At 71.4% G+C, this 13,360-nt stretch carries 11 protein-coding genes and 1 pseudogene; 8 read left to right on the top strand and 4 right to left on the bottom strand.

The annotated features are described in order from the left end of the window. The first annotated feature begins 10 nt into the window (after positions 1-10). Entirely contained in the window at positions 11-2,098 is a 2,088-nt protein-coding gene (gene metG / locus HHAL_RS03690; protein WP_280512993.1) for a methionine--tRNA ligase, read from the top strand. 311 nt (positions 2,099-2,409) lie between these two features. On the opposite strand, the gene HHAL_RS03695 is transcribed toward metG, so the two are convergent. Continuing rightward, positions 2,410-3,684 (bottom strand): S1C family serine protease, encoded by a 1,275-nt coding sequence (locus tag HHAL_RS03695; RefSeq protein WP_011813523.1) that lies wholly within the window; start codon positions 3,682-3,684, stop codon positions 2,410-2,412. Between the two features lie 111 nt (positions 3,685-3,795). Between HHAL_RS03695 and rsxA the strand changes: the two are divergent. From rsxA to nth, 7 genes and pseudogenes are all read left to right on the top strand, one after another. Beyond that, a pseudogene (gene rsxA / locus HHAL_RS13545) lies at positions 3,796-4,365 on the top strand (electron transport complex subunit RsxA); the annotation flags it as partial. Positions 4,366-4,404: 39 nt separating this feature from the next. Then, the gene (locus HHAL_RS13550; RefSeq protein WP_276569370.1) at positions 4,405-4,878 is read left to right on the top strand and encodes a bifunctional nuclease family protein; all 474 of its coding nucleotides are present in this window, start codon (positions 4,405-4,407) and stop codon (positions 4,876-4,878) included. Between the two features lie 31 nt (positions 4,879-4,909). Then, a complete protein-coding gene (rsxC, locus tag HHAL_RS03705; RefSeq protein ID WP_011813525.1) occupies positions 4,910-6,955 on the top strand; it encodes an electron transport complex subunit RsxC in 2,046 nt (681 codons plus the stop codon). A gap of 2 nt (positions 6,956-6,957) precedes the next feature. After that, positions 6,958-7,929: an RnfABCDGE type electron transport complex subunit D gene (locus tag HHAL_RS03710; protein ID WP_187147881.1), complete on the top strand. Its 972-nt coding sequence runs from the start codon at positions 6,958-6,960 to the stop codon at positions 7,927-7,929. Continuing rightward, positions 7,926-8,600: an RnfABCDGE type electron transport complex subunit G gene (locus HHAL_RS03715; RefSeq protein ID WP_011813527.1), complete on the top strand. Its 675-nt coding sequence runs from the start codon at positions 7,926-7,928 to the stop codon at positions 8,598-8,600. Before HHAL_RS03710 ends, HHAL_RS03715 begins: the two co-directional genes overlap by 4 nt. Beyond that, positions 8,597-9,241 carry an electron transport complex subunit E gene (locus HHAL_RS03720; protein WP_011813528.1) on the top strand — a complete coding sequence of 215 codons (645 nt, stop codon included), beginning with the start codon at positions 8,597-8,599 and terminating at the stop codon, positions 9,239-9,241. Before HHAL_RS03715 ends, HHAL_RS03720 begins: the two co-directional genes overlap by 4 nt. Next, positions 9,231-9,872 (top strand): endonuclease III, encoded by a 642-nt coding sequence (gene nth / locus HHAL_RS03725; protein WP_011813529.1) that lies wholly within the window; start codon positions 9,231-9,233, stop codon positions 9,870-9,872. Before HHAL_RS03720 ends, nth begins: the two co-directional genes overlap by 11 nt. 93 nt (positions 9,873-9,965) lie before the next feature. Here the strand turns inward: nth and HHAL_RS03730 are convergent, their stop codons facing one another. The 3 genes from HHAL_RS03730 to HHAL_RS03740 are packed head-to-tail and all read right to left on the bottom strand — an operon-like array spanning position 9,966 to position 13,309. Beyond that, entirely contained in the window at positions 9,966-11,177 is a 1,212-nt protein-coding gene (locus HHAL_RS03730) for an argininosuccinate synthase (RefSeq protein ID WP_011813530.1), read from the bottom strand. A gap of 30 nt (positions 11,178-11,207) precedes the next feature. Then, positions 11,208-12,110, bottom strand: a complete 903-nt coding sequence (argF, locus tag HHAL_RS03735; RefSeq protein WP_011813531.1) for an ornithine carbamoyltransferase — start codon at positions 12,108-12,110, stop codon at positions 11,208-11,210. A gap of 29 nt (positions 12,111-12,139) precedes the next feature. Continuing rightward, a complete protein-coding gene (locus tag HHAL_RS03740) occupies positions 12,140-13,309 on the bottom strand; it encodes an aspartate aminotransferase family protein (protein ID WP_011813532.1) in 1,170 nt (389 codons plus the stop codon). Between the last annotated feature and the right edge of the window lie 51 nt (positions 13,310-13,360).

Consider the following 13,360-nt stretch of genomic DNA (forward strand, 5'->3'; position numbering starts at 1 on the left):
ATCTTGCGGGATCTGGCATAATGCGCGGTTTCCCGCACAGCAAACCGAATCCGGAGATATGGCACGCCGCATCCTCGTCACCAGCGCCCTGCCCTACGCCAACGGCCCGATCCACCTGGGCCACCTGGTCGAATACATCCAGACCGATATCTGGGCACGCTTCCAGCGGCTGCGCGGCAACGAATGCTACTACGTCTGTGCCGATGACGCCCACGGTACGCCGATCATGCTGAAGGCGCGCGAGCGCGGCGTCGACCCGGAGCAGCTCATCGAGGAGATGGCCGCCAGCCACCAGGCCGACTTCGCCGATTTTCTCATCGGCTTCGACCGCTACCACTCCACCCACTCGGCGGAGAACCGCCACTTCGCCGAGCTGATCTACCAGCGCCTGGAGGCCGGCGGCCACATCGAGCGACACACCATCGAGCAGCTCTACGACCCCGGCGAGGGCATGTTCCTCCCCGATCGCTACATCAAGGGCACCTGCCCGCGCTGCGCGGCCCCCGATCAGTACGGCGACTCCTGCGAGGCGTGCGGCGCCACCTACACCCCGGCGGAGCTCCAGGATCCGGTCTCGGTGATCTCCGGCGAGCGCCCGGAGGTGCGGGAGAGCGAACACTTCTTCTTCCGGCTGCAGGACTTCGAGGCACTGCTGCGTCAGTGGGCCAGCGCCGAGCACCTGCAGCCGGAGATCATCAACAAGCTCAACGAGTGGTTCGAGGCCGGGCTGCGCGACTGGGACATCTCCCGCGACGCGCCCTACTTCGGCTTCCGCATCCCGGGCACCGAGGACAAGTACTTCTATGTCTGGCTGGATGCGCCCATCGGCTACATGGCCAGCTTCCGCCGCCTGGCCGAGGAGCGGGGCATCGACTTCGACGCCTTCTGGGATGCCGGGCGCGCCGAGGAGACCGAGCTCTACCACTTCATCGGCAAGGACATCGCCTACTTCCACACGCTGTTCTGGCCGGCGATGCTCCACGGCGCCGGCTACCGCACCCCGACGGCGGTCTACTGCCACGGCTTTCTGACCGTCAACGGGCAGAAGATGTCCAAGTCCCGGGGAACGTTCATCACCGCGCGCAGCTATCTCGATCACCTGGATCCGGAGTACCTGCGCTACTACACGGCGGCCAAGCTCTCGGACTCGGTGGAGGACATCGACCTCTCCTTCGACGACTTCGTCCAGCGGGTCAACTCCGACGTGGTGGGCAAGCTGGTGAACATCGCCAGCCGCTGCGCCGGGTTCATCACCAAGCGCTTCGACGGCCGCCTGGCACCCCGGCTCAGCGCCCCGGAGCTGTTCCGGACGTTCACCGCCAGCGCCGAGCGCATCGCCGAGCTCTACGAGCAGCGCGAGTACGCCCGGGCGGTGCGCGAGATCATGCACCTGGCCGACCAGGCGAATCAGTACATCGACGCCGAGAAGCCGTGGGAGCGGATCAAGGACCCCGAGCAGGCGCGGGCGGTGCAGGAGATCTGCACCATGGGGCTGAACCTGTTCCGGGTGCTGATCATCTACATCAAGCCGATCATGCCGCGGCTGGCAGAAGACGCCGAGGCGTTCCTGGCCATCGGGCCACTCGCCTGGGCAGATGTGCAGGCGCCGCTGCTCGATCACGGGATCAACAAGTTCAAACCGCTGAAGACGCGGATCGACCCGCAACAAGTGGAGGCCGTCGTGGACGCATCGAAGGAGACGCTGGCGCAATCCGAATCCAGTGAGCCGGCGCAAGGGCCGAGCGGCCGCCTGGCCGAGGATCCGATCGATGAGCCGATCACCATCGACGATTTCGCCAAGCTCGACCTGCGCGTCGCCGAGGTGAGGGTGGCCGAGGCGGTGGAGGGCGCGGACAAGCTGCTGCGCCTGGAGCTGGATCTCGGCGGTGAGACGCGCCAGGTCTTCGCCGGTGTGCGCCAGGCCTACAGCCCGGAGCAGTTGGTCGGCAAGCGGGTGGTCTGTGTGGCCAACCTGAAGCCGCGCAAGATGCGTTTCGGGACGTCGGAGGGGATGGTCCTCTGCGCTGGTCCCGGCGGTGAGGATCTGTGGGTGGTCGGCCCCGACGAGGGGGCGGAGCCGGGAATGCGGGTGAAGTAATCAGGGCGGGCCGTAGCTACCGCATGGGCCGTCGTGGGGCGGGGACCGGGTGCCGCTGAGCGCGCCCCGCCTGGCGGCGGGGTCCCCTGTGCTGCTCACCCTGGCGGGGCCGCTCGCTCAACTCGCGGCGCTGGCGCGCCGCTCGGACAAGACCTCGCTGTTCAGCGCGAACCGGTGAAGGTTCGCGCTGAACCCCCGCCAGGGCTGCGCTGCTCGGCACGCTCAAAAGGGCACCCGGTCCCCGCCCCACGACGGCCTACACGGCCCCGGAACTGCGCCCCGGAACTGCGCCCCGGAACCGCGGCCCCGATCTACCGGCGCCGCTGCTGCTCCCGCGGCACCTCACGGAGCTCCACCTCGAACTTCCGCTCCTCACCGTCGCGCAGGACCGTCAGCGTCACCGCATCCCCCGCCCGACGGGCGAAGACCAACCGCTGCAACTCCCGCGGCTCCGACACCGCCTCACCGTTCACGTGGGTGATGACATCCCCGTCGGCCGGCATGGCACGCCCTTCGACACTCACCTCGAACGACGCCCCCTGCAGCCCCGCCTCCTCGGCCGGACTGCCCGACTCGACATCCACCACCATCACCCCGCGCTCCGGGAGATTCAGCCGCTCGCGGACCCCCTCCGGATAGCCCTGCAGACCGGCCACCATCACCCCCAGACGGGCCCGGGAGGTCAGATCCGTCAGACCGCCCTCCTCCATCTCGTCCAGGCTCTCCTGGAGCAGATTGCTGGGCACGGCAAAGCCCACGCCCACCGAGCCGCCCCGGCCGGTCAGCCCGCCGCCGCCCGGCACGATGGCGGTGTTCACACCGATCACCTCTCCGGCGGAGTTGAGCAGCGGCCCGCCGGAGTTGCCCGGATTGATCGCCGCATCGGTCTGGATCATGGGGATCTCGATCTGCCCGATCCCCGGCAGATCCCGGCCGACACCGGAGACAATCCCCGTGGTCACCGTAGAGCTCAGCCCGAAGGGGTTGCCGATGGCGATGGTCTTCTGGCCCACCAGGGTCTGATCCGAGTCGGCCAGCGGCAGCGGCTCGGCGCCGTCCGGGATGCTGTCCGGATCCTCGGGCTTGAGCAGGGCCAGGTCGTAGAGCGCGTTGGCGCCCACCACTCGGGCCGGCACCGCTTCGTGCTCGGCGAAGCTGAGCTTCAGGGAAGCGCCCTCGCGCAGATCCACGCTCTCCTCCTCCAGGGCGTTGCGGATGACGTGGTAGTTGGTGACGATATGCCCCGCATCATCGACCAGAAAGCCACTCCCGGCGCCCTGGCGGCGGGGCGAGTCCTCGCGGGGCTGCTGCCGGCGCTCGAAGAACTCGCGGAATTCCCGCGGGAGCATCCCTTCGGGGATGCGGTCGAAGGGGTCGACCCGCTCGCCGCGGACCTCGACCTCGATGGCCACCACCGAGGGGCCGTAGCGCTGGAAGATCTCCACCGTGTTGCGCTCATCCGGCTGGAGGTGCTCCAGGTCGTCGGCCAGCGCCGGGGTGGCCACCAGGCCGATCAGAGCGGTCGCCAGCGCCGCCACCACCATCCGCGGCGCGCGTCGATGCTGCATCGCGTGTGCTACCGTCATAAGGCTTTCTACCTGTGGGTTGTTCATCAAGTAGTGGACAACAAGGCTAGGGTGTTAAGTTCACCCTGTTCGTAACGGATCAAGCCACCGATTTCCAACACGGGGATGGCGATGGATCTCCTGTTATTGGCCGTCGCGGCCGTGCTGGTCAACAACTTCGTCCTCACCCAGTTCCTCGGGTTGTGCCCGTTTCTGGGAGTCTCGCGCAAGGTCGAGACGGCGGCGGGCATGGCGGCCGCCACCGCCTTCGTCCTCACCCTGGCCTCGGTGCTGAGCTATCTGGCCTTCACCTACATCCTGGTGCCGCTGGACGCCGAGTACCTGCGCACGCCCACGTTCATCCTGATCATCGCCATCGCCGTGCAGCTGACCGAGATGGCGGTGCGCTTCACCAGCCCCATGCTCCAGCAGGTGCTCGGCCTCTACCTGCCGCTGATCACCACCAACTGCGCGGTGCTCGGCGTCGCCCTGCTCAACCTGCGCGGCGACCATGACCTGATCGCCTCGGCGGTCTACGGCGCCGCGGCGGCCGCCGGCTTCGGCCTGGTGCTGGTGATCTTCGCCGCCCTGCGCGAGCGGTTGGAGAGCGCCGAGGTGCCCCGCGCCTTCCGCGGTGCGCCCATCGCCCTGGTCAGCGCCGGGATCCTCTCCATGGGCTTCATGGGCTTCGCCGGCCTGGCCCAGGCCGGCGAGCGGGAGTTGGCCACCGACCGCGAGGACATGGTGGAAGTCGAGGTCACCACCCTGACCCTGGAAGAGGGCGGCGCCCCGGCGCCGGTGATCCTCCTCGGCGAACCGGACAGCGAGCAGATGGTGCCGATCTTCATCGGCCCCAGCGAGGCGCAGGCCATCCACGACGCCCTGCACGGCGTCGAGCCGCCGCGGCCGATGACCCACGACCTGTTCGGCAACGTGCTGCGCGCCACCGGCTACACCCTGCAGGCCGTCTACATCGACGCCATCGTCGACGGCGCCTACGTCGCCGCCCTGGCCCTGGCACCCGAGGACGGTGGCGAGGTGCGCTACATCGACAGCCGCTCCAGCGACGCCATCGCCCTGGCGCTGCGCGCCGAGGCTACCATCTACGCCGCCCCGGAGGTCCTGGAGGCGGCCCAGGAGCGGGAGCAGCAGCGCCCGCGGGACGAGTCCCTGCGCATGACCCGGCTGGATCTGGTGCCGGGTCCGACGACGTGAGGCCACCACCGATCATGTTACCCTGTATCGTATGTTCAGCGCGGTCCTGACCCTCACAGCCATCGCCGGTCTCTGCGGTGTCGGTCTCGGCGCCGCCGGGCGCCGTCTGGCCGCGCAGCGCGATCCGGTGGTCGGGCACATCGACGAGCTGCTGCCCCAGACCCAGTGCGGCCAGTGCGGGTACCCGGGCTGCCGGCCGTACGCCGAGGCCGTGGCTGCCGGCGAGGCCGCCACCAACCTCTGCACCCCCGGCGGCAACGCCACCGCCCGGGCCATCGCCGACCTGCTCCAGGTGGATCCGGAGCCGGTGGCCGATGACAGCACCGGGCCGGCCGTGGCGTTCATCGACGAGAGCCAGTGCATCGGCTGCACGCGCTGCCTGCCGGCCTGCCCGGTGGATGCCATCGTCGGCGCCCAGCGCCAGGTGCACACCGTGCTCGCCGACGAGTGCACCGGCTGCCGCCTGTGCGTCGACGCCTGCCCCATGGACTGCATCACCATGCAGCCGGTGGAGCCGCCGCTGAACGCCCGCATCCGCCCGCTGCCGACGCCGCAGTCGACCACCGCCCGGCCGGAACAGCGGCCCGGACCGCTGCGCCACCAGCAGGTGCAGCCCCGGCGGCGCGGCGTGGCGGTGGCGGACGCCAAGGACTACTCCCGCAACGGCCCGCTGCGCAGCCTGGCGCTGCCGGCGCAGCTGGTGCTGCCGCTGCTCGATCACACCGGGGCCGAGGCCCCGGCCACCGTGGCCGTAGGCGAACACGTCCGGCGCGGCACGCGGATCACCGAAGGGCGCAACGGGGTCCCCCTGCACGCCCCCACCTCCGGGGTGGTCAGCGCCATCGAGCGCCGGCCCATCGTCCACCCGGCCGGCGGCACCGCGCCGTGCCTGATCGTCGAGAGTGACGGCGCCGACTGCCGCGAGACCCCCATGCCGCCCATCGAGGCGCCCCTGCAGGCCGACCCCGAGGCCCTGCTGCGGCGCATCGGCGAGGCCGGCGTACGCGGCATGGGCGGCGCCGCCTTCCCCTCGGCGCTGAAGCTCGCCGACGGCGCCCGCAGCGGCGTCGACACCCTGGTGGTCAACGGCGTCGAGTGCGACACCTACCTCACCTGTGACGAGACCCTGCTGCGCATGCGCGCCGCGGCCATCATCGACGGCGCGCGCATCGCCGCCCGGGCCTGCGGCGCCGAGCGCATCCTGGTGGCGGTCAAGAACTCCGCCCCCGAGGCCGCGGCAGCGGCCGAGGCCGCCATCGAGGCCAGCGAGGCCGACATCCAGGTGGTGCGCGTCGGCGGCGACTATCCCGCGGGCAACGAGCGGCACATCGTCTACCCGACCACCGGGCGCACGGTCCCCGCCGGTGCCCGGCCACCGGCGGTGGGGGTGGTCTGCCAGAACGTCTCCACCCTCGACGCCATCCACCGCGCCGTCCATTACGGCGAGCCGTCGGTGGAGCGGCTGGTCACGGTCACCGGCGGCGGTATCGCCGAGCCGGGCAACTACTGGGTGCGGGTCGGCACCCCGCTGAACGCCCTGATCGGCCAGGCCGGCACGCCCGGCTGCCGGACCATCGTCGGCGGCGGCATCATGGGCACCCCGGTCACCGACCGGCAGGTGCCGCTGACCCACGGCATGAACGGGATCGTGGTCGAGTCCGCCGACGAGGCGCCGCTGTTCGAGCAGCCGTGCATCAGCTGCGGGCGCTGCGCCGAGGTCTGCCCCGAGGGCCTGCAGCCGTTCGAGATGGCCCGGCGCATCCGCGCCGGCGTCGATGTCGGCGAGGCCGCCGAGCACATCGACCTCGACCCGATGCGCTGCACCGGCTGCTCGAGCTGCGAACTGGTCTGCCCCAGCTCCATTCCCCTGGCCGGCATCACCGGCCACGCCCGGGACGCCGCCCGCGCCCGCCTGCGTGAGCGCGAGCAGGCCGAGCGGGCCCGGCAACGCCACGAGGCCCGGCAGGCCCGCGAGGCGCGCCGCCAGCGCGAGAAGGAAGAGGCACGCCGGCGCAAGCGCGAGGCCATGGCCGCCCAGGCCGAACAGAACCGCCCGAGCGAGACCACGGAGGGTTGAGCTTGGCGGCACCCACAACGCCCAGGATCATGGGATGGGTCCTGCTCGCCCTCCTGCCGGGGGCGGGCGTGCTGGTGTGGCTCTTCGGCGTCGGCGTGCTCCTGAACATCACTGCCGCGCTGACCGCCGGCGTCGCCGCCGAGGCCGCGGCGCTGCGCCTGCGCGGCCGCCCGGTGGCCCCGGCCCTGACCGACGGCAGCACGCCCCTGGCGGCCCTGATCATCGGCATCGCCCTGCCGCCCCTGCTGCCCTTCTGGATCCCCGCCCTGGCCGGCGCCCTGGCCGTGCTGCTGGGCAAGCAGGTCTACGGCGGGCTGGGGCAGAACATCTTCAATCCGGCCATGGTCGGCTACCTGGCGGTGGTCCTCGCCTTCCCCCAGGCGGTGAGCCTGTGGCCGGCCCCGGAGACCGGCGTGGGGGCCGCGGTACCCGCCACCGAGGCCCTGCACTACTTCCTCACCGGCGCCCTGCCGCCCATTGCCGACGCCATGACCCACGCCACGCCGCTGGACCGGCTGGCCACCGAGGGCTTCGCCGCCCTGCCCGGCGATGGCGGCCTGTGGGGGCAGACCCAGGCCGCCGGCGCCTGGCTGTGGCTCGGCGCCGCCTTGCTGCTCGGCGGCGCCGGCCTGCTGGCCCTGCGCATCGTCGACTGGCGCCTGCCGGTCGGGGTGCTGGTCGGCACCGCCGCCACCGCGGCGCTGCTGCAGCTCGGTGACGGCGCCCCGGTCCTCTTTCACCTGCTCTCCGGGGCAACCCTGCTGGTGGCCTTCTTCATCGCCACGGACCCGGTCAGCGCCCCGCGGGAGCCCACGGCGCGGCTGATCTACGCCGCACTGATCGGCGTGGTGGCGCTGGTCATCCGCGAACTCGGCGGCCACCCGGACGGCTTCGCCTTCGCCGTGCTGATGCTCAACGCCACCGCGCCGCTGCTCGACTACGTGGTACGCCGCAGCGCCGGGGAGGCCGCATGACCCTACCGGTGAGCCTGCGCGCCGGGGGCATCCTCGCCCTGTTCGTGGGCGTCGGGCTGGCCGCCGTGGCCCTGGTCCACGAGCAGACCCGGGAGCGGATCGCCACCGCCGAACGGCAGGTGGTCCTTGATCGTCTGGCCGCCGTCCTGCCCGAGGGCCACGACAACGCCCCCGAGGACCAGGTCTACCAGCGCCCCACCCCACTGGATCACGACACCCCGTTGCGCATCTACCCGGCCTACGCCGGCGACGAGTACCTGGGCGCGGCGGTGGAGGTGGAGACCCCGGAGGGCTACGCCGGCACCATCCGCCTGCTCGTCGGCCTCGACGCCGACGGCCGGGTCCTGGGCGTGCGCACCGTGGCCCACCGCGAGACGCCGGGGCTGGGCGACGCCATCGAGACCGCACGCAGCGACTGGATGTACGGCTTCGACGACCGGACCCTGGGCGACCCGCCGGAGGACGACTGGCGCGTGCGCCAGGACGGCGGGCAGTTCGACGGCATCACCGGGGCGACCATCACCGCCCGGGCGGTGGTCGACGCCGTGCGCGAGGTGCTGATCGACTACACCGCCGAGCCGGAGGCCTACCGCGGTGTCGACCAGGCCGAGGACGGCACCGCCGTCGACCCCGAGGCCGACGGCCACAGTGACGAGGGCCCCACCGGATGAGCGAGACCCCCACCCCACGCAGCATCTTCCGCGACGGCCTGTGGGGCAACAACGCCGCCCTGGTCCAGCTGCTCGGCCTTTGCCCACTGCTGGCGGTAACCACCACCGCCGTGGCCGGGCTCGGCCTGGGCATCGCCACCCTGCTGGTGGTCACCGCCTCCAGCGTGGTGGTCTCGCTGATCCGCAACCTCGTCCCCCAGGACGTGCGCATCCCGGTCTTTATCCTGGTCATCGCCGCCTTCGTCACCATCGTCGAGCTGGTGGTGGCGGCGTGGCTCCACGACCTCTACCGCACCCTGGGCCTGTTCCTGCCCCTGATCGTCACCAACTGCGCCATCCTCGCCCGGGCCGAGGCGTTCGCCTCGCGCCAGCCGGTGGGCCCGGCGGCGCTGGACGGCATCGCCACCGGCACCGGCTTCGCCGCCGTGCTCATCGTCCTCGGCGCCCTGCGCGAGCTCATCGGCCGCGGCACCCTGCTCGACGGCGCCGAACAGCTCTTCGGTCCGATCGCCGCGAACTGGACGCTCGAGCTGGTCGACGGCGACGTCTTCCTGCTGGCCATCCTGCCGCCGGGGGCGTTCATCGGCCTGGCCCTGCTGCTGGCGATCAAGAACCGCATCGACGACCGCCATGGACGCTGAGCAGCGCCACGAGCTCTACCGGCGGCTGAGAGAGGCGCTGCCCGAGCCGGAGACCGAGCTCCTCTACGAGACCCCCTACGAGCTGCTGGTGGCGGTCTCGCTCTCGGCGCAGAGCACCGATGAGAGCGTCAACCGCGCCACCCGGCAGCTCTTCCCGGTGGCCAACACCCCCGAGGCGATGCTCGCCCTCGGCGAGGCCGGCCTCAAGCCGTACATCCAGCACATCGGGCTCTACAACAACAAGGCGCGCAACATCATCGCCGCCAGCCAGCAGCTCATCGAGCACCACGACGGCCAGGTGCCCCGCGACCGCCCGGCCCTGGAGGCCCTGCCCGGGGTCGGGCGCAAGACGGCCAACGTCATCCTCAACGTCGCCTTCGGCGAGCCGACCATCGCCGTGGATACGCACATCTTCCGCGTCGCCAACCGCACCGGGCTGGCCCCGGGGAAGAACGTCCGCGAGGTGGAGGCGGGGCTGGAGGCGGTGACGCCGGAGCCGTTCCGACTCCACGCCCACCACTGGCTGATCCTGCACGGGCGCTACACCTGCACCGCCCGCCGCCCGCGCTGCGGGGCGTGCGTGATCGCTGATCTGTGCGCCTTCCCGGAGAAAGACCCGGAACGGACCTAAGAGGTGGGGGCACCGGCCACGGCGCCATGAGGGGGCGCAGCCCACCGGCACCGCTACCGACGGGGCGCCGGCAGCGGTGCCTCCGCGCCGGGGTCAGCCGCGGCGCTTGGCGCCGAGGCGCAGCCGCAGGGCGTTGAGGCGGATGAAGCCCTCGGCGTCCTTCTGGTCGTAGGCGCCGGCGTCGTCCTCGAAGGTGGCCACCGAGGCGTCGAAGAGGCTCTTCGGCGACTGGCGGCCGACGACGATGACGTTGCCCTTGTAGAGCTTCAGGCGCACGGTGCCCTCGACGTCCTGCTGGGTCTGGTCGATCATCGCCTGCAGCGCCTCGCGCTCCGGGGCGAACCAGTAGCCGTTGTAGACCAGCTCGGCGTAGCGCGGCATCAGCTCGTCCTTCAGGTGCGCCGCATCGCGATCCAGGGTGATCGACTCCATGGCACGGTGGGCGCGCAGCAGGATGGTGCCGCCGGGGGTCTCGTAGCAGCCGCGGGACTTCATGCCCACGTAGCGGTTCTCGACGATGTCGATCCGGCCGATGCCGTGGCGCGCCCCCAGGTCGTTGAGCCGGCCGAGCAGCGCCGCCGGCGAGAGCCGCTCGCCGTCGATGGCCACCGGATCGCCACCGGCGAAGGCGATGTCGATGTACTGCGGCTCGTCCGGCGCCGCCTCCGGCGCGTTGGTCCACAGCCACATCGCCTCCTCGGCCTCGGTCCAGGTGTCCTCCAGGACCCCGCCCTCGTAGGAGATGTGCAGCAGGTTGGCGTCCATGGAGTACGGCGCGCCGCCCTCCTCGCGCTTGCCCTCGATGTCGATGCCGTGGCGCTCGGCGTACTGCAGGAGCCGCTCGCGGGAGTTGAGGTCCCACTCCCGCCACGGGGCGATGACCTTGATCCCCGGCTCGAGGCCGTAGTAGCCGAGCTCGAAGCGGACCTGATCATTGCCCTTGCCGGTGGCGCCGTGGGCGACGGCGTCGGCGCCGGTCTCGCGGGCGATCTCCACCTGCCGCTTGGCGATCAGCGGCCGGGCGATGGAGGTGCCGAGCAGGTACTCGCCCTCGTAGACGGCGTTGGCGCGGAACATCGGGAAGACGAAGTCGCGGGCGAACTCCTCGCGCAGATCATCGACGTAGATCTCGCGGATCCCGAACGCCTCCGCCTTGCGCCGGGCGGGCTCCAGCTCCTCGCCCTGGCCCAGATCGGCGGTGAATGTCACCACCTCGCAGCCGTAGGTCTCCTCGAGCCACTTGAGGATCACGGAGGTGTCGAGACCGCCGGAGTAGGCGAGTACGACCTTCTTGACGTCCGACATGGGGAGCTCCTCGGTATTCAGGTTCAGGGGTCAGTATCCCAGCATCAGGAATTCAAGCAGCGCCTTCTGGGCGTGCAGGCGATTCTCCGCCTCGTCCCAGACGACGCTCTGCGGTCCTTCGAGCACCGCGGCCTCCACCTCCTCGCCCCGGTGGGCCGGCAGGCAGTGCATGAACAGCGCCTGCTCGCCGGCACACTCCATCAGCGACTCGGTCACGCAGAAGCCGCGGAAGGCCTCCTCGCGGGCCGCCTGCTCGCTCTCCTGGCCCATGCTCGCCCAGACGTCGGTGGTGACCAGGTCGGCGCCCTCGGCGGCGGCGTAGGCGTCGTCGAAGACCTGGACGCGGTCACCGCCCAGCGCCAGGATGTCCGCCTCCGGGCGGTACCCCGGCGGCGCGGCGATGTGCAGGTCGAAGCCGAGCAGGCCAGCGGCCTCGATCCAGCTATGGCACATGTTGTTGCCGTCGCCGATCCACGCCACGCGCCGGTCGGTGATCGGCCCGCGGTGCTCGGTGAAGGTCTGCAGATCGGCCAGCAGCTGGCACGGGTGGCACAGGTCCGAGAGGCCGTTGATCACCGGCGCCGCCGAGTGGCCGGCGAAGCGCTCCAGCATATCGTGGCCGAAGGTGCGGATCATCACCGCATCGACCATGCGCGAGACCACCCGGGCGGTGTCCTCCACCGGCTCGCCGCGCCCAAGCTGGGTATCCCGCGGCGAGAGGAACAGGGCGTGGCCCCCGAGCTGCGCCATGCCGGCCTCGAAGGAGACCCGGGTGCGGGTGGAGGATTTCTCGAAGACCATCCCCAGCACCCGGCCCTGCAGGGGCTGGTGCAGATGCCCGGCACGGTGCATGTCGCGCAGCTCCGTGGCCCGGCGCAGCAGCTGGTGGATCTCGTCGACGGAGCAGTCACGCAGGGTGAGGAAGTGGCGCATCCAGGACGCCCTCCTTGGTTCGGTTCAGGTCAGGCGCCGGCCAGGTGGCGGCGCACTAGGTCGACGACGCCGTCGGCGAGCTGGCGGATCTCATCATCGTCCAGGGTCAGCGGCGGGACCAGCCGGACCACGCGGCCGGCGGTCACGTTGATCAGCAGTCCGGCCTCCAGGGCCTGGCGCGGCAGGGCGCTGGCCTCCACGGCGAGCTCGACGCCGACCATCAGCCCGCGGCCGCGGATCTCCCGCACCCCGTCGACACCGGCCAGCCCCTCGGCCAGGCGGGCACGCAGCGCCTCGCCGGCTCGGGCGGCGGCCGCCGGCAGGTCCTCGCCCTCGAGGGTGTCGAGCACCGCCAGCGCCGCCCGGGCGGCCAGCGGATTGCCGCCGTAGGTCGTGCCGTGGCTGCCGGGGCCAAGGATCTCGGCGTGCTCGGCGGCGGCCAGGCAGGCGCCGATGGGCAGACCGTTGCCCAGGGCCTTGGCCAGCACCAGGACGTCCGGGCGGATGCCGGCCTGCTCGAAGGCGAACAGCGTGCCGGTCCGCCCCATGCCGGTCTGCACCTCGTCGAGCATCAGCAGCCAGCCGCGCTCGTCGCAGAGCCGGCGCAGCCGCGCCAGGTAGTCCGCCGGCGGGATCTGCACCCCGCCCTCGCCCTGGATCGGCTCGACCAGCACGGCGCAGACCGCCGGATCGTCGACGGCCGCCACCGCGTCGGCATCCCCGTAGGGCACACGCAGGAAGCCCTCGGGCAGCGGCGCGAACCCCTCGTGGGCCTGCGGGTTCCCGGTGGCCGCCAGCGCCCCCAGGGTCCGGCCGTGGAAGGCGCCGTCGGCCACCACGATCTGCGGCGCCGTGATGCCGCGGCCGGCCGCATACCGGCGGGCCAGTTTGATGGCCGCCTCGTTGGCCTCGGCCCCGGAGTTGCAGAAAAACGCCGCGCCCATCCCGGCGGCGGCGCACAGGCGCTCGGCCAGGCGTTCCTGCAGCGGCACCCGGTAGAGGTTGGAGGTGTGCACCAGGGTCTGCGCCTGCTCGGCCACCACCCGGGCGATGGCCGGATGGCTGTGGCCCAGCCCGCACACGGCGATACCGGCCACGCCGTCGAGATAGGCGTGACCCTGCTCGTCGTACAGCCACGCCCCCTCACCCCGGGTGAAGGCGACGGGCAGGCGGTTGTAGGTGGGGATCAGGGCTTGCATGGACCGTTTCATACCCGCATGGAACCGGCTCTAGAAGCCGGGAAAAAACGT

This window comes from Halorhodospira halophila SL1 (assembly GCF_000015585.1).
Classification (GTDB): Bacteria; Pseudomonadota; Gammaproteobacteria; order Nitrococcales; family Halorhodospiraceae; genus Halorhodospira; species Halorhodospira halophila.